The following is a 16,308-nucleotide window of genomic DNA, read 5'->3' on the forward strand; positions in this document are numbered from 1 at the left end:
CTGACATGATTCCCGAGGTAAAGGCCAAGCTTCTCGAAGGAAAGCGCGGACTGGTGGTCGGCATTGCCAATGACCAGTCGATTGCCTGGGGTTGCGCAAGGTCATTTCGCGCCTTGGGCGCGGAGCTTGCAGTGACCTATCTCAACGACAAGGCCAGGCCTCATGTCGAGCCACTGGCCGAGGCGCTGAAAGCGCCGATCTTCATGCCGCTCGACGTCGCGGTCCCGGGACAATTGGAGGCGGTGTTCGACCGCGTCGCGGAGCAATGGGGCGAACTCGATTTTCTCGTGCATTCGATCGCCTTTTCGCCGAAGGATACGCTGCAGGGACGCGTCGTGGATGTGCCGCAGGAGGGGTTTTTGAAGACGATGGACATTTCCTGCTGGTCGTTCATTCGCATGGCGCATCTTGCCGAACCGCTGATGAAACGCGGCGGCAGCCTGTTCACGATGACCTACTACGGCAGCCAGATGGTCGTGAAGAACTACAACGTCATGGGGGTCGCCAAGGCGGCGCTGGAAAGCGCCGTTCGGTACATTGCCGCGGAACTCGGACCCAAAGGCATCCGCGTGCATGCGATCTCGCCGGGCCCGCTGGCAACGCGGGCAGCCTCGGGCATTCCCGAGTTCGACGAACTCCTGAACAAGGCCCAGGAAACGGCCCCGGCGCGCAGCCTCGTATCGATTGACGATGTCGGCATGGCGACTGCCTTCTTGGCGCATGACGCGGCGCGATTGATGACGGGCGATACCATCTACATCGATGGCGGCTATCACATCATAGATTGATCCCGACAAGGGGTGGCGCCATCGGAAGTATCGTCGCTAAAACAAGCCGAACCCGACGCTCAGAGTGCGAGCGACGGGTTCGGTCGAGGTTTCGGAGAGTGTCAGGATTTGGCTGCCGCGGCGCGCTGTTTGCGGTATTGCACGGTCGGCAGACCGCCCCAGCCCCAATTGTCGAGATCGACTTCTTCGATCACCACATAGGTCGATTCAAGCGGCTTGTTGAGGACGTCGAGCAGAACCTGGCTGACGCCCTCGATGATTGCGGCCTTCTCTTCGGCCGTGACCGAATTGCGATCAGGCGTGGTTCCTTCGCGGGTAACCTGTACAGTGACGATAGGCATTTCCGTCTCCAATGAAAGAGGGTTGGTTGCGTCATTGACGGCAGTCGCGCTGTTGCAGCGCAGCCTCTCCATAGTGCTGGCTACCAGCGGCCTGCGTTCGAGCCGCCGTCGACATGGAGAATCTCGCCGGTGATGAAGCCCGCGGTCTCCAGATAGAGAACGGCGTCGACGACATCGCGAATGTCGCCCATGCGGCCGACCGGATTCAGCCCGGCCAGTGCCGAGTGCTTTTCAACCGCATGCATCGGCGTCTTGATAATCCCTGGAGAAACCGCGTTTACACGAATGCCGCTCTTCGAGAACTCCATCGCCAGCGACCGGGTGGCCGCGTTCAGACCGCCCTTGGTCAGGGAAGCAAGCACAGAGGGCACGCCAGCGATTGGCTGGTCGACGAGGCTGGTGGTAATGTTGACGATGTGCCCCGAACCGTGCTTCAGCATCTCCGTGGCGGCGCGCTGGGTGATGTGGAAGAAACCAGCCACATTGACACCGAGGTTATGGTCGTAGTCTTCCTGGGTCATTTCGACGAACGGCTTGGCCAGGAAAACGCCTGCATTGTTCACCAGTGTGTCGATGCGGCCGAAGCGCTCGAGCGTTTCGCGCACGATCCGCTCCGCGGTCTCCGGTTTGCCGATATCGCCTGCGACGTCAATAATGTCCGCATCGACGCTGGGCTTGATCGACCGGGAGGTGGCGACGACGCGATAGTTCCGGTCGCGGTAGGCCCGCACCAATTCTGCGCCGATGCCTTGCGATGCGCCGGTGATGATGGCGACCTTCTGTTGCGTGCTCATGATGTGATCCTTTCAATTGCCGCGGCCGTTTCAGATGAGGCCGCCCTCCGCCCTCGGCGTTGGTGCAATTTATTTAGATCCATTCGACATTTGAGAGAATTGTCGCTGTTCGGACAACAATCAACCGAATGTCGGCATAATCAGGCGAGAGTGCCTGCTGCCGCTGCCATATTCGCGAATTCGGAACGGAGGCGAGGTGTCGCGAAATCGACAAAGGCGCGAACCTTCGGTACCGACATCCGGCCCTGCGGCGCGAGCAGGTGCACCGGAAGTGGCGGGTGTTCGGCGTCGGCGAGCACGATCTTCAGGCGTTCATCGCGCACATAAGATGCCACATGGTAGGAGTAGAGCCTCGTCAAGCCGCCGCCTGCAGCAGCGGATGCCGCTGCTGCACGAACGCTGTTGACGATGCAGCGCGGTGTGAAGTGAACCGTGCGCGGAATGGACGAGCCCTTCGCCGGCGTGAAGCTCCAGGAATCCAGGCCGAAGTTGCTGAACGCGACAATCTGATGTTTCGCCAGGTCGGCGGGTTCGACGATACGAGGATGGTTGGCCAGATAGCGAGGGGAGGCGACGACGACGCGTCGCACGTCGCCACCGAGACGGGTGGAGACATGCGAGGAGTCCGGCAGGTGACCAATGCGCACGGTAAGGTCGACGCCCTCATCAACCAGGTTCACCAACCGATCCAGCATAAGAAACCGGACAGAGACCGTCGGGTGAAGTTCGAGGAAGTCGTCCACTATGGGGCGCAACACCTCTTCTCCCAGGATCGGCGGCGCCGAAATTGTCAGCGTTCCGCGCGGTGCCGCGCGCTCGCCGCCGGCAAGCATGTCGGCTTCCTCGAGATCCACCAGCACACGCCGACAGGCCGCCGCATACCGTTGACCTGCCTCGCTCAGCTTCAGCGTCCGGGTCGTCCGGTGGAGCAGTTCGACACCGACATGCGCCTCCAGGAAGCTCAGAGCGCGGCTGACTGCCGTTGGCGATCGTTTGAGATTACGGGCGGCTCCGGCGAGACTGCCCTCGTCAATTGCCGTCACAAACACCTTCATTGCGTCGATGCGATCCATTCTGCCGCCTCGCGGAATAGTGATTGTTCGGCGGCGAGTATTCACCCGAAGCCGGTGGGAAGTAAATACGCATGGGCCGGGAGCAACTGGCTTCTGGTAAGTATACCAATCCAAGTGGCGCAAGGAGATTGGCAGCGGGAAGTGACTACCGCCATTTGGCAATTGGCGCGGGCCAAGTTGGGCGGCTTTCGCCGTTGATCGGCGGCTGCTGAGGTCGCTTGCATTCTGATACAATTCGGGGGGAATGCGACACATCCGGGATACTTCGGACCGGTCCTATGCAGGCACCATCAACGACCAGTGTGTGAGCATCGGTCAACTGCAGGGGATGACGACATGATCCTATTCCTGATTGCTTATCTCGCAGGGGCGCTGACCATCGTCAGCCCTTGCATTCTCCCGGTCCTGCCATTCGTCCTGTCGCGGGCAGGTCAGCCGTTTACACGAAGCATCCTGCCGATGTTACTCGGTATGATCGTGACCTTTGCCGGCGTGGCAACGCTTGCTGCGGTCGGCGGAAGCTGGGCTGTGCATGCCAACGAAATTGGTCGATACGCTGCCGTCGCCCTGATCGCCGGCTTTGGCGTGACGCTGCTTTCGCCGCGTATCGCCGCGGTGGTAACGCGGCCCGCGGTGGCCCTGGGCAGCCGCCTGTCACAGCAGGCGAGCGGCAAGAAGGGGAGCGTGGGCACGTCCTTCCTTCTCGGCGTCGCAACCGGCCTTCTCTGGGCGCCCTGCGCCGGTCCGATCCTCGGGCTCGTCCTGACTGGCGCCGCACTGCAAGGGGCAAACGTTCAGACGACGCTCCTGCTGACGGCCTACGCTGCGGGTGCTGCTACCTCGCTAGCAATGGCTGTCCTTGCCGGGGAGAAGGTCTTTGCCGCGATGAAGCGATCGCTCGGCATTGGGGAACGTCTGCGGCAGGCGCTTGGCATCGCCGTGCTGGCCGGTGTCACGGCAATTGCGCTCGGGCTCGATACCGGCCTGTTGTCGCGCCTTTCCTATGCGAGTAGTACCCGCATCGAGCAGTCGTTGCTCGACAGGCTGCATAACGCAAGCGATACGGCCGGAAAGCCGTCGGGCAGTGCGATGCAGCTCGCCGCGAACGATGCGCGCAAGGGATACCAAAGCGATCTGCCTGTGCTCGGCCGCTTCGTGTCGCTTGACGGTGCCGTGGAATGGTTGAATTCGAAGCCGCTTACGGCTGAAGAATTGCGCGGCAAGGTCGTTCTGGTCGATTTCTGGACCTACTCCTGCATCAACTGCATCCGGACGATCCCCTACGTTCGGGCCTGGGCAGAGAAGTACCGGGATCAGGGCCTCGTCGTAATCGGAGTCCATTCGCCCGAATTTGCCTTCGAGAAGCGTGTTGATAACGTCCGTCAGGCGATCGACAAGTTCCAGATTGGCTATCCCGTTGCGATCGACAACGACTTCAAGATCTGGCGGTCATTCGCCAACAACTACTGGCCCGCCCACTACTTCATCGATGCCAAGGGCCAGATCCGGCACACCCAGTTCGGCGAGGGAGACTACGAACAGTCCGAACGGGTGATCCAGGACTTGCTGGCGGAAGCCGCTGGAAGCAAGAAGGTCGACGCAGCTACCGTCACGCTCGATGCCAAGGGCGCCGAGGCGGCGCCCGACTTCGCGCAGCTGCAATCCGGCGAATCCTATATCGGCTACCTCCGCGCCGCCAACTTCATCTCACCGGAAGGCGTCGGAGCAGACGCTGCACGCGACTATACGGTGGGAAAGCCCGATCTCAACGAATGGGGTCTGACAGGCAAGTGGACCGTGGGCGGTGAGCAGGCCTCGCTGGATCAGGCCGGCGGCGGCATCACCTATCGGTTCAGCGCACGGGATTTGCACCTCGTGCTTGGGCCAGGCGCTGACGGCAAGAAGATCCGCTTTCAGGTGAAGGTGGATGGCGTGGCGCCCGGCGCGGACCACGGTTCGGATATCGACGCTGAGGGAAACGGTACCGTTTCGGAAACCCGGCTCTATCAACTGGTGCGACAATCGGGAGAGGTTCGGGAACGGACGTTCGAGATCCGCTTCCTCGATCCTGGTGTCGAGGCATTCGTCTTTACCTTCGGATGAAAGGGCAGAACAATGAAAAATCGACGGAAAGACCCTTCGGCCTCATTCCGCGCCATTGCACGCCTCGGCCTTGTGGCGCTGGCGGTGATCGGTGGCGGCGGCGTGGCGCTGAGTTTGAATGGCGGTTCGAAGCCCGAGGAAGCCAAGCACGTTCCTCCGGCTCTGCATGACGTGGCAGCGACGCCCGGAAAGCAATCGCTGGTGCTTGCCGGCGGTTGCTTCTGGGGCGTCCAAGGTGCGTTTCAGCACGTTGCCGGCGTCGTGAGTGCCACGGCGGGGTATGCCGGCGGAAGTGCCTCGACCGCAACCTACGAGATGACCGAGACAGGGCAGACCGGTCATGCTGAAGCCGTGGAGATCGTCTACAATCCGAAGCAAGTCACCTACGGCCAGTTGCTGCAGATCTTCTTCTCTGTGGTTCACGATCCGACACAGGTGGATCAGCAAGGGCCTGACGTCGGCAAGCAATATAGGTCGGCGATCTTTCCGCTGAACGACGAGCAGGCCAAGGTCGCCTCCGACTACATCGCGCAACTCGGCAAGGAAGGCGCGTTCGGTCGCCCGATTGCGACGTCGATCGAAGTTGGGAAAACGTTCTATCGCGCCGAGGCCTATCATCAGGACTACGTCTACAACAATCCCAGCCAGCCCTATGTCTACATCTACGAGCAGCCGAAGATCGAAGCTCTGAAGCGGCTTTTCCCGGAGCAGTATCGCGAGCGACCAGTGCTCGTCGCGGACCAGTCACGCTGACGCTAGCCGCGCGACGCGGCGCGTGGCCAGGAATGGTCAATACAGATCGGATCGGGTTCCGCCCGATCCCGAGCCTTACACAGAGGTACAGTTCTCAGCACATTCGAACACATTCACGATACGCGCTGCCGTCACGCTGAATTCAACCCGCTGACGAGCAATCTGAGTTTTTCGGCCGCTGGCCCGAACAGACCGAGCAATCGAGGAGAAAGAAAAAATGCGCATACTGGTCATCACTTATGCCGTGCTTGCGTTGGCAGCTGTGCCATGCGCCTGGGATAGCGCTCCGGGCGAGCCGCCCCCGATCGCGGCACTGTTCTCGCTGTTGTCGCCGGCGGCGGATGCCGGCTCGCAGGAGCCCGCGCAGATTGCAAAGGCTTCCTTCGTGACGTCTGATAACCTATTGCTCCAACACGCGAACTATTGAGGAAATCAACAATGAAACTCTTCCAGGACAAGATCTCGTCGGCTGCGTCCCGTGTCAGGATCGCACTTGCGCTGAAGGGTCTGGACGTCGAGCGCGAGGCGATCGGAATTCTTGGGCCGGATGCACTCAACCGGAAGCCGGAGTATCTGCAACTCAATCCGCAGGGGCTCGTTCCGGCTTTGCTGACGGATGAAGGCGTATTGCTGACGCAGTCTCTCGCCATCATCGAATATCTCGACGAGCGTTACCCCGAACCTCCACTCCTGCCCGGCAAGCTTGAAGATCGCGCCTTTGCGCGGACCGTCGCCCTGGCGATCGCCGCGGATATCCATCCGCTTCTTCCGCCCCGGGTGGCCGCGCACCTGGGAACGATCGGCGTCAAGGCCGAGGACATCGCGGAATGGAGCCGCCACTGGATCCGTGTCGGCCTGACGGCAGTGGAAGAATTGCTCGCGCGGCGGCAGACAGGTCAGTATGTAGCCGGCGATGCGCCGTCGATGGCCGACATCTGCCTCTTCCCACAGGCGATCAATGCGGAGCGGACTGGGCTTCCGCTCGACCAGTGGCCCCGAATTGCAGCGGTTGTCGCCAGGCTTCGAGAGATCCCCGCCTTTGCCGACAATGGTCCGGCGCCCCGAAGCTGAGATCCTTGCTGTTCAACCAGTACCGCTGCCGGATTCTTAGCCTTGATGGCTCGCAGTGCGGCCGAATGCCGCGCCGCTTGATTGTCGCCACATCGGGTCGTCCGCACAGGGAATCTAGGATATTCAACCGCTGGGTGCTTCAGCCCTCGAGGTCGGGTCACGCGTTGGCCCGGCCTTGCTGATTTTCGCGCGCGTGAGTTGTTGTAGGTTGTGCTGGGAGCGGACAAAAGCAGTGCAATGTATACCAATGTATCTCTCAACAAACGTATCTACATTGGGTTTCAATTCCAGCCAGCGGACACACAAACGATACACATCGATCATGCTTAATATCGGTGTCTTTAACAAAGTCTGGAGAGTAGCGATGGCAGAGGAAGTCAATCAACAACGGCGGCGGTTCATGGGCGTGGCGGCACTGACCGTCGCAGCCGCACAATTAGGGGGCATCGGGACGAGCCTTGCCCAGGCGGCGACGCCGGCTGCTGCCCGCATTCCTGCCATCGCGCCAGGCACCAACACGTCGTTCGGCACAATCAAGCAGATCGATGCAGGCATGCTTAACGTCGGCTACGCCGAACTTGGAGCGAGCGACGCGCCTCCGGTCATTCTCCTGCATGGCTGGCCCTATGACATCCACACCTATGTCGACGTCGCGCCACTGCTGGCCGCCGCCGGCTATCGCGTCATCGTGCCTTATCTGCGTGGCTACGGCACTACGCGTTTCCTCTCCGACAAGACGATGCGCAACGGTCAGCAGGCTGCGATTGCTGCCGATATCGTGGCGTTCATGGATGTCCTGAAGATCGAGAAGGCGCTGATCGCCGGTTGCGACTGGGGCGCTCGGACGGCCGACATCATCGCGGCGCTTTGGCCGCAGCGCTGCAAGGCCCTGGTTTCCGTCAGCGGTTACCTCATTGGCAGCCAGGAAGCCAACAAGGCGCCGCTACCGCCGAAGGCGGAGCTAGCCTGGTGGTATCAGTTCTACTTCGCGACCGAACGCGGTCGCAAAGGCTATGAGCAATACCGGAGCGAGTTTGCCAAGCTCATCTGGCAACTCGCGTCCCCCAAGTGGAATTTCGACGACGCAACCTTCAACCGCAGCGCCGCCGCCTTTGAAAATCCCGATCACGTCGACATCACCATTCACAACTACCGCTGGCGTATCAGTGCGGCCAAGGGCGAGCGGAAGTATGACAAGTTCGAAGCACAGCTTGCCAAGTTCCCGTTTATCGGCGTGCCGACAATTACGTTAGAAGGTGACGCCAATGGTGCGCCTCATCCGCAGCCGGAGGCCTATGCCAAGAAGTTCTCGGGCAAGTATGAGCATCGGCTGATCACCGGCGGCATTGGTCACAATCTGCCGCAAGAAGCGCCTCAAGCCTTTGCACAGGCCGTGGTCGACGTCGACCGGTTCTGATCGCTCTACCGGTGGATAGCCGCGGCTTTTCCGGTTTGGCCTTTGGAATTCTGAACCTGGCGGAGAGCGTTTTCGGCGTTCACGCCGGGTTTTTTCATGGGTACGCGTGTGAAGCGATCTCATCAGTCGCAATCTGCGTCCGGCAATTGGTTGAGATATCGGCCTTTCGCCTGTGGTTCGTATCGCAGTGTATCGGCCCCACGTCTGTGGGGGAGTTGGTTACATTTCAGCGTGACGGCGAAACATTCCAGACACGTGCGGAGCGCCATCTGTGTTCGACCGCAAGCGAGGCAATCGGGCCTCGGCGGCGTCCATTTCGTCGAAAGGAAGAACAGTATGAGTGAGAACCAGAAAGTCATCTACACTGGTAAGACACACACGACCGGCGGCCGCGATGGAGCATCGCACAGCTCCGACGGTCGCCTTGACGTCAAGCTGTCCTCGCCGGGCAGCACGGGGCAGGGGACGAACCCCGAGCAGCTTTTTGCCGCCGGCTGGTCGGCCTGCTTCATTGGCGCAATGGGCTTTGCCGCCGGCAGCCTGAAGGTCGCGCTTCCGGCCAACCTTGCGGTTGATACCGAGGTGGACCTTTGCAGCAGCACCGGCGGCTACTCTCTTCAGGCACGCCTCAACGTCAGCCTGCCGGGCATTGATCAGGAAACTGCGCGGGCCATTGTCGACGCGGCACACCAGACCTGCCCGTATTCCAAGGCAACACGCGGCAATATCAACGTCACCATAAACCTCGTCTGACGAGATAAGAAAAACGGTCCTCCCCGTCAGATCGGGTGTGTGATGTTGAGGAGCGGCAGCCGTCACGGCTGCCGCTCTTTTTATTGGAGAGTGTGCCCGGCGGCGGGTTAAGCCGCGGTTTTGTTGATGGCGATTTCCGCCACGAGGCCACCGCCGTCGCGGTTGCGCAGCGTCAGCGACCCACCGATTGCCGCGGCCAGCTGCACGGCAATAGCAAGGCCAAGTCCGGTTCCGCCGGTGTCGCGATTGCGCGACTGTTCCAGCCGGAAGAAAGGCTTGAGGACGGCTTCCAACTGATCATCCGGAATGCCGGGGCCGTGATCGAGCACGCTGATCACGATGCCCTCATCGGAGCGGCGTTTCACCTCGATCTCGGCGCTGCCGCCGAACTTCAGTGCATTGTCGATGAGGTTGGTCAAAACGCGCCTCAAGGCATGCGGCCGCGTCATGATCGCGCCGCCGCTCATCTCCTTGATAGCAACGGCCTTGCCGGTGTCCTGGTAGTCGTAGACAAGGCTCTCGATGAACGAGGACAGGTCGATGCGCGAAGGTTTTTCGACATTGCCGTGGGCGCTACGAGCATAGGCGACGCCTTCCTTGACGAGACGTTCGATCTCGCCGAGATCCTGCATCAACTTGTCCCGATCGCCGAAATCCTCGGCCATTTCTGCCCGGAGCTTCATGCGCGTGATCGGCGTCTGCAGATCATGCGATATGGCTGCAAGTATCTGGACGCGCTCCTCTAGATATTGAGCGATGCGCTCGCGCATTGCGTTGAAGGCGGTTGCGGCATAGGCGACTTCGCTTGGTCCCGTCTCACTCAGGCGAAGGGCCTTCACGTTCGGATCAAGTGTGTCAGCCGCTTTTGCGAGATTGACGAGAGGACGAATGGCCTGACGCACGGCAAACCAGCTGCAGAGGACCAACAAAGCCAGTTGCGCGGCGAGTACATAGGGCAGCCAGTCGGCGAGGGGCATAATGCCCGCGGGATTGACGTCTATCGTCAGGGGCGTTCCATCGCTGAGGGCGAGATGCGCCTGAAGGCGGAAATTCGGACCGGGGATGGTTTCGACCGTGATCGGAAATTTCGGCCCGATCGCCGCCCGTACCTTGGCGGCAAATTCGGTGCCGCGTGCATCGAGCGCCGGTTTTCCTGGCAGGCCCGGCCCCAGAACAAACCTGTAGCTTCCCCGGTCAAGGCGATCGAGCCAGTCGGCGCGCTCGTCTGGCGGGAGGCGATCGAGGATGGCGATCGAGGTCGAAACATCGTTTTCGAGGGTGTTGAACATCACCGATCTGGCGGCCGTGTAGCGCTCGAAAAACAGCACGGTGAACGACATGGCATGGGCGACCGCCAGGCCCGCAAGCAGAATAAGAAATAGCCGCGCTCCGAGGGTGCGCGGCCACAGACGAAATCCATTCAGAAGGGCGTGCGTCGCCATCAGCGGGCCTCGGTGATCTCGATCGGCATGGAGAAGACATAGCCTTCGCTGCGGACGGTCTTGATGTAGGTCGGTTCGCGGGCATCGTCGCCAAGCCGCTGGCGGACACGGCTGACCAGAAGGTCGATCGAGCGGTCGAAAAGCTCGGCGTCGCGGCCCTGTGTCAGGTTGAGAAGCTGATCGCGGTTCAGCACCCGTTGGGGGTGGTCGATAAAGACGCGCAGAAGGCGATATTCGGCGCCGCTGAGTGCGATGACCGTTCCGTCGGAATCGACAAGATGGCGTGCTGTCGTATCGAGCTTCCACTTGCCGAAGCTCAGCAGTTGGCCGGCTTCCGACACCTGCAGATTGGGTGGCAGCATGCGGGTACGCCGGAGCACGGCCTTGATGCGCGCCAACAATTCGCGTGCCGAAAATGGTTTGGCCAGGTAGTCGTCTGCGCCCATCTCGAGACCGATGATGCGATCCATCTCGTCGGTGCGCGCTGTCAGCATGACGATCGGAACGGCCTTGTGTCGTCCGGCCCGCAACTCGCGGCTCAGAACGAGGCCATCGTCGCCGGGCATCATGACATCGAGGATGATGAGATCGACCGAGTTCGCGTCGAGGAATGCGCGCATTTGCCGGCCGTCGGCGACGGCGGTGACACGCAGGCCGTTTTTCTTCAGGTAGCTCGACACGAGCTCCCTGATTTCGCGATCGTCATCGACGATCAGGATGTGGTCGATGTGCTCCATCGCGCGATCTCCATTATTGCACTGCTAGCGACGCCCCTGATGTATCCGCCGTATGTTTACGGCCTGCGGGCTTGCATGTCTCTGTATCCAACGGATCTTTGGATACATTGCGATACAATGTCCACACCTTGAATTCCTCCGATAAGTCATGGAAATCGTTTTGTTCATTCCGATGGCATTGGGCCGGCAGCTGTCCGGTGACAAGCTGCTCGCGGCGCGCCGTTCGCATTGAGATGGCGGTCACGCCAGGGCGAACATTTCCGCGGTTCTGGGTGCGAGGGGCGCATTGCGCCTATGCAGCAGCAGAGCAAACAATCTGGATCGCTCAGGCCTTAGGCAGCCTCAAGCGTCCGATCGCTTTCTGCGACAAACACATCGAGAAATAAGGTACACCATTGATCGGCGGTGACTACATGTGCGAGAATCTGACTATAACCTGGGGGCCTGAGGATGATCCAAATAGTAGCGGCGGCGATGATGGCAGTTCTTGTTGCGGGTTGCGCGGTCACGTCGGTTTCCTATTCGGGGGAAGGATATGCGCCTATTCCCGGCAGCATAACCTATGGCGGCCAGCCTCGAACGAAGCTGACAAAGGCGCCGATCGGCTCTTCGTTCCCCCATACGTTCACGGATCAGACGGGGCGTGAGGTCGAGGAGATCTATGTCATCCAGCCCGATCGAACTCTGCTTATAGTCCAGCGACACTATCGGCCGTTCTTGGCCTGGAGCAGAAGGTAAGGCAGGGCTGAGAGCCCATGCCCCGATCGACCCTCGGGAAAACTTTGAGGTTCGTTTGGCGAATCCGGCTGGCTGCAGAAGATCAATCACGTCCGGATCGCGCCAGATAAGTCAATTTGCCCTTCGTCATGGAATGCGTCGGCACCTCGGCACCCGCGACCTAAGGTACATTCCGGTACAAATCGACGCTCAACAAACACACGCCGTATACATTCGGCCGCTCTAATCCGACGCGATGTTGGGCAAGTCCAACGCGCGCGCAAACGCTCGGTTGCTCAACGCCGATTTTGGAAGATCGTCGACAGGGCAGCAGCCAAGGATGTACCGGTGTTTGGAAGACCAGAGGGCAGGACGATGGAAAAAGGCTTCTACATAGGCGTACTTGCCGCACTCTTCGCGGCTTTTGCCTTTTCGCTCAACTTCGTTGTGCCCTTCATAATTGGTGGCTATTCGACCTTTGATTTTGCCCTTGTCCGCCATGTAGCCTCCGCATTGGTCGGCTTGTGCGTTCTGTTTTCGAATAAGGGGGCGGTACAATATCTCACGCTCCGAAACGTGCTTTCCACGATCTGGCTCTCCTTCATTGGCTATGTCGGTTACTTCCTGACGGTAACGGGAGCCGCCATTTTTGCGGGGCCAGTAATTGCTCCCGCCTTTCTTGGTCTGGTTCCAATCGCTCTGATGGTCATCGGCAATCAACGGCAGGCATCATTGCCATGGCGGTTTCTGCTGATGCCCCTCATGTTGGTCCTGGTCGGTCTAATGTTGGTCAATGGTACGGTATTCACGGCCGAAGGATTGGATTCTGTCCGTTCATTCTGGATCGGCGTTCCATTGGCGCTTGCAGCGGTCGCGTTGTGGGTCTGGTTCGCGATTTCCAACCAGGCCGCACTGGCCGCCCGGCCTGACATGCCATCTGGTGTGTGGTCCGCTCTTATTCTCGTCGGTGGAGGCGTCTTGATGCTTGCCTTCTACCCGGCCGGAGCTGCAATGGGTCTCTTCCAGCTTCCCAAGCTCGGCTTCGGCTGGCATTCCGCCGGCTCGCTCTATGTTTGGGGCGTATCGTTCGCACTACTGGCAACGGTATGCGGCGTGTGGGCCTGGAACATTGCCTCAAGAAACTTGCCTGTCGCACTGGCCGCGCAATTGATCGTTTCGGAAACCGCGTTTGGTGTCATCGGCGGGCTGGCAGTCCATGTGCGATGGCCGAGCGCTGTAGAAACCGCAGGAGTCGCCATTCTTATTGCTGGGGTAGTCCTGTCAGTCCGGATCTTCTACGAAACACAGTTTCGACCGGGCAATCCGGTGCTGGCATCGGAATGAGTGCTCTGCCGCCAGGTGGTCGACGCTCGCCCAAAAGACAGCTTCGGCCGGGATGCACCGCAAGCGGTCATTCGGCCGACAGGTATTGTCCGACAGCTTATTCCTCGCCTGAATCATTCAGCGGGTCGATGTTGTGGGAAAGTGTTCCGACCCCATGACAGCGGCGGCCGATATCAGTATCGAAGCATCGGGTAAGCCGGTACAAGAAGTCTAAGCCTAGCGACGGTTGAGTATTCGGATGACCGATAACTCTATTTAGCGCCTCCGACCCATCTCAAAATTCTTCAAGGTCGCTTGGCGAAATCGAACGGAACGGGGCGAGCGATGCGCGACACAAATGGCTATTTTCCGCGTTGGCGGCTGAAGACGGAGGGGCGCATTCTGCCCGACGAGCGGCTGCCCACAGGGCAGACGATGGTGCTGGGCCTCCAGCATGTCGTGGCAATGTTTGGCTCAACGGTGCTTGCTCCGATAATCATGGGTTTCGACCCCAACGTCTCGATTCTGTTTTCCGGCCTTTCGACGTTGATTTTCTTTGTCGCCGTAGGCGGGCGCGTGCCGAGCTATCTCGGCTCGTCCTTCGCCTTCATCGGTCCCGTTCTTGCTGCAACGGGGGCGGTCGCCGGGGCACCCAACCCGAACATCGCGCTGGCGCTCGGTGGCATCATCGCCGCGGGGGCGATTTATGCGCTGATCGGCGTCGCGGTCGCGCTCGCCGGTCATCGCTGGATTGAACGGCTAATGCCACCAGTCCTCACCGGCGCAATCGTCGCCGCAATCGGGCTTGTGCTCGCGCCGATCGCCATATCCAGCGCCTCGGGCATTGGCCCTGCCAACCCTGAGGGCGACCAGCTCTCGCGCTGGGTCGCAATTCTGACGTTCGCCGCCGTCGGCCTGGTCGCGGTCTACGCGCCGGGCATTGCCCGCCGCCTGCCGATTCTTCTCGGCGGCGCGCTCGCCTATCTCGCCTATTTCTTTGTCGCGAACGGTTTGGGCCACGGCGCGCCGATCAATTTTTCCGGCGTCGCGGCGGCCCCTTGGTTCGGTTGGCCTCACTTCACGGCGCCGGTCTTTTCCGGCTCCGCGATCACGCTGATCGCCCCAGTCGTCGTTATCCTCATTGCCGAAAATCTTGGGCACATCAAAGCAATCGGGGCAATGACGGGGCGCAATCTCGACCCCTATCTCGGCCGCGCCTTCATCGGCGACGGTATCGCGACCATGGTTTCGGGTGCCTTCGGCGGTACCGGCATGACGACCTATGCCGAAAACATGGGGGTGATGGCGGTAACGCGCATCTTCTCCACGCTCGTCTTCCTCGTTGCGGCCGCGGTCGCCATCCTGCTCGGGTTCTCGCCGAAATTCGGCGCCCTTATCCAGACGATCCCCGGACCTGTTATCGGCGGGCTTTCGATCGTCGTTTTCGGTCTCATCGCGGCGACTGCAGGCCGCATATGGGTCGAGAACAAGGTCGACTTCGCCGAGCCGCGCAACCTCATCACGGTTGGCGTCGCGCTTGTGCTGGGTGCTGGCAACTTCAAGCTCGCGGTCGGGGGATTTACGCTTGACGGAATTGGTACCGCGACGATCGGAGCGATTATCCTCTACCACGCACTCGGATGGGCGAACCTGCCCAAGGGGTCAGACCAGAACGCTTAGCGCCCGTCGCCATCGCGCGGGACGAGTTCCCGCGCCTTTGCGTCCTGCTCTGCGCTCTGCCGGCTGCCACGAGGCAGCCATCGGAGGCGCGGCACGCAGAGATCAACGACCATGGAGTCGCGGTTCACCGGCGTGAGAGCTGCTCTTCCCGAGTAGTGGCTCCAGGCCGGTCGAACCCGGCAAAAGTCTGCTGTCAGAGAGTGTCGATGACCCCACCGTCCACGCGAACGGACGCGCCCGTGGTCGCGGAAGCGAACGGCGACGCAAGATAGGTCACCAAGTTGGCGACTTCCTCGACGGTGGCGGCACGTTGAATGATCGAGCTGCTGCGATGCTGCTTGACGAAGGCGGCAGCGACCTCCTCCAGCGGCAGTCCGGTTCTAGCTTGCTCTTCGGCAAGCATCGTTTCTACGCCTTCGGAAAGCGTGGGCCCAGGGAGGACGGAGTTCACTGTGATGCCCGTGCCGGCCATGCGCTTGGCGAGACCACGGGCAACCGCGATGTCGGCGGTCTTGCTGACGCCATAGTGGATCATCTCGACCGGAATGTTGAAACCGGATTCGGAGGCCAGGAATATCACGCGGCCCCAGTTTAACTTCTGCATGCCTGGGAGATAGGCGCGGGAGAGCCTGACGGTGGACATGACGTTGACCTGCCAGTGTCGATCCCAGACCTCGTCCTCGGCGTCGAAAAAGTCGATTGGCTGGAAGATGCCCGCGTTGTTAATCAGGATGTCTACCTGAGGAATTTGGGCGACAAGCGCTGCACACCCCTCGGCGGTTGAGAGGTCGGCGGCAGCAGACTTGACTTTGCCACCGGGACCTTCGCTCTTGAGCCGTGCGGCGGCCTTTGCGGTTTTGTCTTCGGACCGGCCGTTGACAACGACATCCGCTCCAGCCCTTGAAAGCTGGCGGGCAATTGCGTAGCCGATGCCTTCCGTTGATCCTGTGACCAGCGCCCTCTTACCAGTAAGATCAATTTGCATTTTCCGCTCCCGTCGAGGTTGGATGACGAAACGTATAGTCAGTTCTGCAGTCTCGCAACGGTCTGACCGCCGAGGATCCGGCGATCTTTCACACAACATCGTCAGTCAGCACGAATGCGGCAACCTCCGGACCGAGGAGAAATCAGACCTTACGGCGTCGATCGCTTCATAAAGGGCGGCCGGCGAATTCTCTCCTGCCAACACCCGATTCAACGGCAACACCCATCGCGGAACGGAACGCGTCCGCTTGGGGCGATCATTGGCAACTGACGGCTTTGCGCAGACAGCGGCCACCAGCGTACAACAATGGCTTGGATGGCAACCTGGCTCC

General features: G+C 60.5%; 16 protein-coding genes. 10 read left to right on the forward strand and 6 right to left on the reverse strand.

The genetic code is table 11. The features are described from left to right. The first annotated feature begins 5 nt into the window (after positions 1-5). Positions 6-788, forward strand: coding sequence for an enoyl-ACP reductase FabI (gene fabI / locus IB248_RS19660; protein ID WP_018857303.1), 783 nt, complete (start codon positions 6-8; stop codon positions 786-788). A gap of 101 nt (positions 789-889) precedes the next feature. Here fabI and IB248_RS19665 read toward each other — a convergent pair whose 3' ends face one another. From IB248_RS19665 to IB248_RS19675, 3 genes are all read right to left on the reverse strand, one after another. Next, positions 890-1,129: a 4-oxalocrotonate tautomerase family protein gene (locus IB248_RS19665; RefSeq protein ID WP_018117200.1), complete on the reverse strand. Its 240-nt coding sequence runs from the start codon at positions 1,127-1,129 to the stop codon at positions 890-892. Positions 1,130-1,209: 80 nt separating this feature from the next. After that, entirely contained in the window at positions 1,210-1,923 is a 714-nt protein-coding gene (locus IB248_RS19670) for an SDR family oxidoreductase (RefSeq protein ID WP_018857304.1), read from the reverse strand. Between the two features lie 140 nt (positions 1,924-2,063). Continuing rightward, positions 2,064-2,996, reverse strand: a complete 933-nt coding sequence (locus IB248_RS19675) for a LysR family transcriptional regulator (protein ID WP_018117202.1) — start codon at positions 2,994-2,996, stop codon at positions 2,064-2,066. Between the two features lie 336 nt (positions 2,997-3,332). Between IB248_RS19675 and IB248_RS19680 the strand changes: the two genes are divergently transcribed. From IB248_RS19680 to IB248_RS19705, 6 genes are all read left to right on the forward strand, one after another. Then, on the forward strand, positions 3,333-5,099 hold the full coding sequence (locus IB248_RS19680; protein ID WP_018857305.1) for a cytochrome c biogenesis protein DipZ: 1,767 nt from the start codon (positions 3,333-3,335) through the stop codon (positions 5,097-5,099). A gap of 12 nt (positions 5,100-5,111) precedes the next feature. Further along, positions 5,112-5,852 carry a peptide-methionine (S)-S-oxide reductase MsrA gene (gene msrA, locus IB248_RS19685; protein ID WP_113471277.1) on the forward strand — a complete coding sequence of 247 codons (741 nt, stop codon included), beginning with the start codon at positions 5,112-5,114 and terminating at the stop codon, positions 5,850-5,852. Between the two features lie 217 nt (positions 5,853-6,069). After that, complete coding sequence (locus IB248_RS19690; protein ID WP_018857307.1) at positions 6,070-6,279, forward strand: hypothetical protein; 210 nt, start codon at positions 6,070-6,072, stop codon at positions 6,277-6,279. Between the two features lie 11 nt (positions 6,280-6,290). Beyond that, positions 6,291-6,923 carry a maleylacetoacetate isomerase gene (gene maiA, locus IB248_RS19695; protein ID WP_018857308.1) on the forward strand — a complete coding sequence of 211 codons (633 nt, stop codon included), beginning with the start codon at positions 6,291-6,293 and terminating at the stop codon, positions 6,921-6,923. Positions 6,924-7,287: 364 nt separating this feature from the next. Continuing rightward, positions 7,288-8,340 (forward strand): alpha/beta hydrolase, encoded by a 1,053-nt coding sequence (locus IB248_RS19700; RefSeq protein WP_018857309.1) that lies wholly within the window; start codon positions 7,288-7,290, stop codon positions 8,338-8,340. Positions 8,341-8,676: 336 nt separating this feature from the next. Beyond that, entirely contained in the window at positions 8,677-9,093 is a 417-nt protein-coding gene (locus IB248_RS19705; RefSeq protein WP_018117208.1) for an Ohr family peroxiredoxin, read from the forward strand. Between the two features lie 107 nt (positions 9,094-9,200). Here the strand turns inward: IB248_RS19705 and IB248_RS19710 are convergent, their stop codons facing one another. Both IB248_RS19710 and IB248_RS19715 read right to left on the reverse strand, forming a co-directional pair. Next, positions 9,201-10,535, reverse strand: a complete 1,335-nt coding sequence (locus IB248_RS19710; protein ID WP_113471278.1) for a HAMP domain-containing sensor histidine kinase — start codon at positions 10,533-10,535, stop codon at positions 9,201-9,203. Further along, positions 10,535-11,272: a response regulator gene (locus IB248_RS19715; protein ID WP_018117210.1), complete on the reverse strand. Its 738-nt coding sequence runs from the start codon at positions 11,270-11,272 to the stop codon at positions 10,535-10,537. Before IB248_RS19715 ends, IB248_RS19710 begins: the two co-directional genes overlap by 1 nt. A gap of 450 nt (positions 11,273-11,722) precedes the next feature. Between IB248_RS19715 and IB248_RS19720 the strand changes: the two genes are divergently transcribed. From IB248_RS19720 to IB248_RS19730, 3 genes are all read left to right on the forward strand, one after another. Beyond that, on the forward strand, positions 11,723-12,010 hold the full coding sequence (locus IB248_RS19720) for a hypothetical protein (protein WP_018117211.1): 288 nt from the start codon (positions 11,723-11,725) through the stop codon (positions 12,008-12,010). A 354-nt stretch (positions 12,011-12,364) separates the two neighbouring features. After that, positions 12,365-13,333, forward strand: a complete 969-nt coding sequence (locus tag IB248_RS19725; RefSeq protein WP_192241566.1) for a DMT family transporter — start codon at positions 12,365-12,367, stop codon at positions 13,331-13,333. Positions 13,334-13,657: 324 nt separating this feature from the next. Then, positions 13,658-14,992, forward strand: a complete 1,335-nt coding sequence (locus tag IB248_RS19730; protein ID WP_018857312.1) for a solute carrier family 23 protein — start codon at positions 13,658-13,660, stop codon at positions 14,990-14,992. Between the two features lie 193 nt (positions 14,993-15,185). On the opposite strand, the gene IB248_RS19735 is transcribed toward IB248_RS19730, so the two are convergent. Continuing rightward, positions 15,186-15,977, reverse strand: a complete 792-nt coding sequence (locus IB248_RS19735) for an SDR family oxidoreductase (protein WP_018857314.1) — start codon at positions 15,975-15,977, stop codon at positions 15,186-15,188. Between the last annotated feature and the right edge of the window lie 331 nt (positions 15,978-16,308).

The organism is Rhizobium sp. RHZ01 (assembly GCF_014851595.1).
In the GTDB taxonomy this organism is placed as follows: domain Bacteria; phylum Pseudomonadota; class Alphaproteobacteria; order Rhizobiales; family Rhizobiaceae; genus Rhizobium; species Rhizobium altiplani.

Bases quoted from the DNA above. Each gene is read 5' to 3' on its own strand.
- fabI (WP_018857303.1), top strand. From the start codon at position 6: ATGATTCCCGAGGTAAAGGCCAAGCTTCTCGAAGGAAAGCGCGGACTG.
- IB248_RS19665 (WP_018117200.1), bottom strand. From the start codon at position 1,129: ATGCCTATCGTCACTGTACAGGTTACCCGCGAAGGAACCACGCCTGAT.
- IB248_RS19670 (WP_018857304.1), bottom strand. From the start codon at position 1,923: ATGAGCACGCAACAGAAGGTCGCCATCATCACCGGCGCATCGCAAGGC.
- IB248_RS19675 (WP_018117202.1), bottom strand. From the start codon at position 2,996: ATGGATCGCATCGACGCAATGAAGGTGTTTGTGACGGCAATTGACGAG.
- IB248_RS19680 (WP_018857305.1), top strand. From the start codon at position 3,333: ATGATCCTATTCCTGATTGCTTATCTCGCAGGGGCGCTGACCATCGTC.
- msrA (WP_113471277.1), top strand. From the start codon at position 5,112: ATGAAAAATCGACGGAAAGACCCTTCGGCCTCATTCCGCGCCATTGCA.
- IB248_RS19690 (WP_018857307.1), top strand. From the start codon at position 6,070: ATGCGCATACTGGTCATCACTTATGCCGTGCTTGCGTTGGCAGCTGTG.
- maiA (WP_018857308.1), top strand. From the start codon at position 6,291: ATGAAACTCTTCCAGGACAAGATCTCGTCGGCTGCGTCCCGTGTCAGG.
- IB248_RS19700 (WP_018857309.1), top strand. From the start codon at position 7,288: ATGGCAGAGGAAGTCAATCAACAACGGCGGCGGTTCATGGGCGTGGCG.
- IB248_RS19705 (WP_018117208.1), top strand. From the start codon at position 8,677: ATGAGTGAGAACCAGAAAGTCATCTACACTGGTAAGACACACACGACC.
- IB248_RS19710 (WP_113471278.1), bottom strand. From the start codon at position 10,535: ATGGCGACGCACGCCCTTCTGAATGGATTTCGTCTGTGGCCGCGCACC.
- IB248_RS19715 (WP_018117210.1), bottom strand. From the start codon at position 11,272: ATGGAGCACATCGACCACATCCTGATCGTCGATGACGATCGCGAAATC.
- IB248_RS19720 (WP_018117211.1), top strand. From the start codon at position 11,723: ATGATCCAAATAGTAGCGGCGGCGATGATGGCAGTTCTTGTTGCGGGT.
- IB248_RS19725 (WP_192241566.1), top strand. From the start codon at position 12,365: ATGGAAAAAGGCTTCTACATAGGCGTACTTGCCGCACTCTTCGCGGCT.
- IB248_RS19730 (WP_018857312.1), top strand. From the start codon at position 13,658: ATGCGCGACACAAATGGCTATTTTCCGCGTTGGCGGCTGAAGACGGAG.
- IB248_RS19735 (WP_018857314.1), bottom strand. From the start codon at position 15,977: ATGCAAATTGATCTTACTGGTAAGAGGGCGCTGGTCACAGGATCAACG.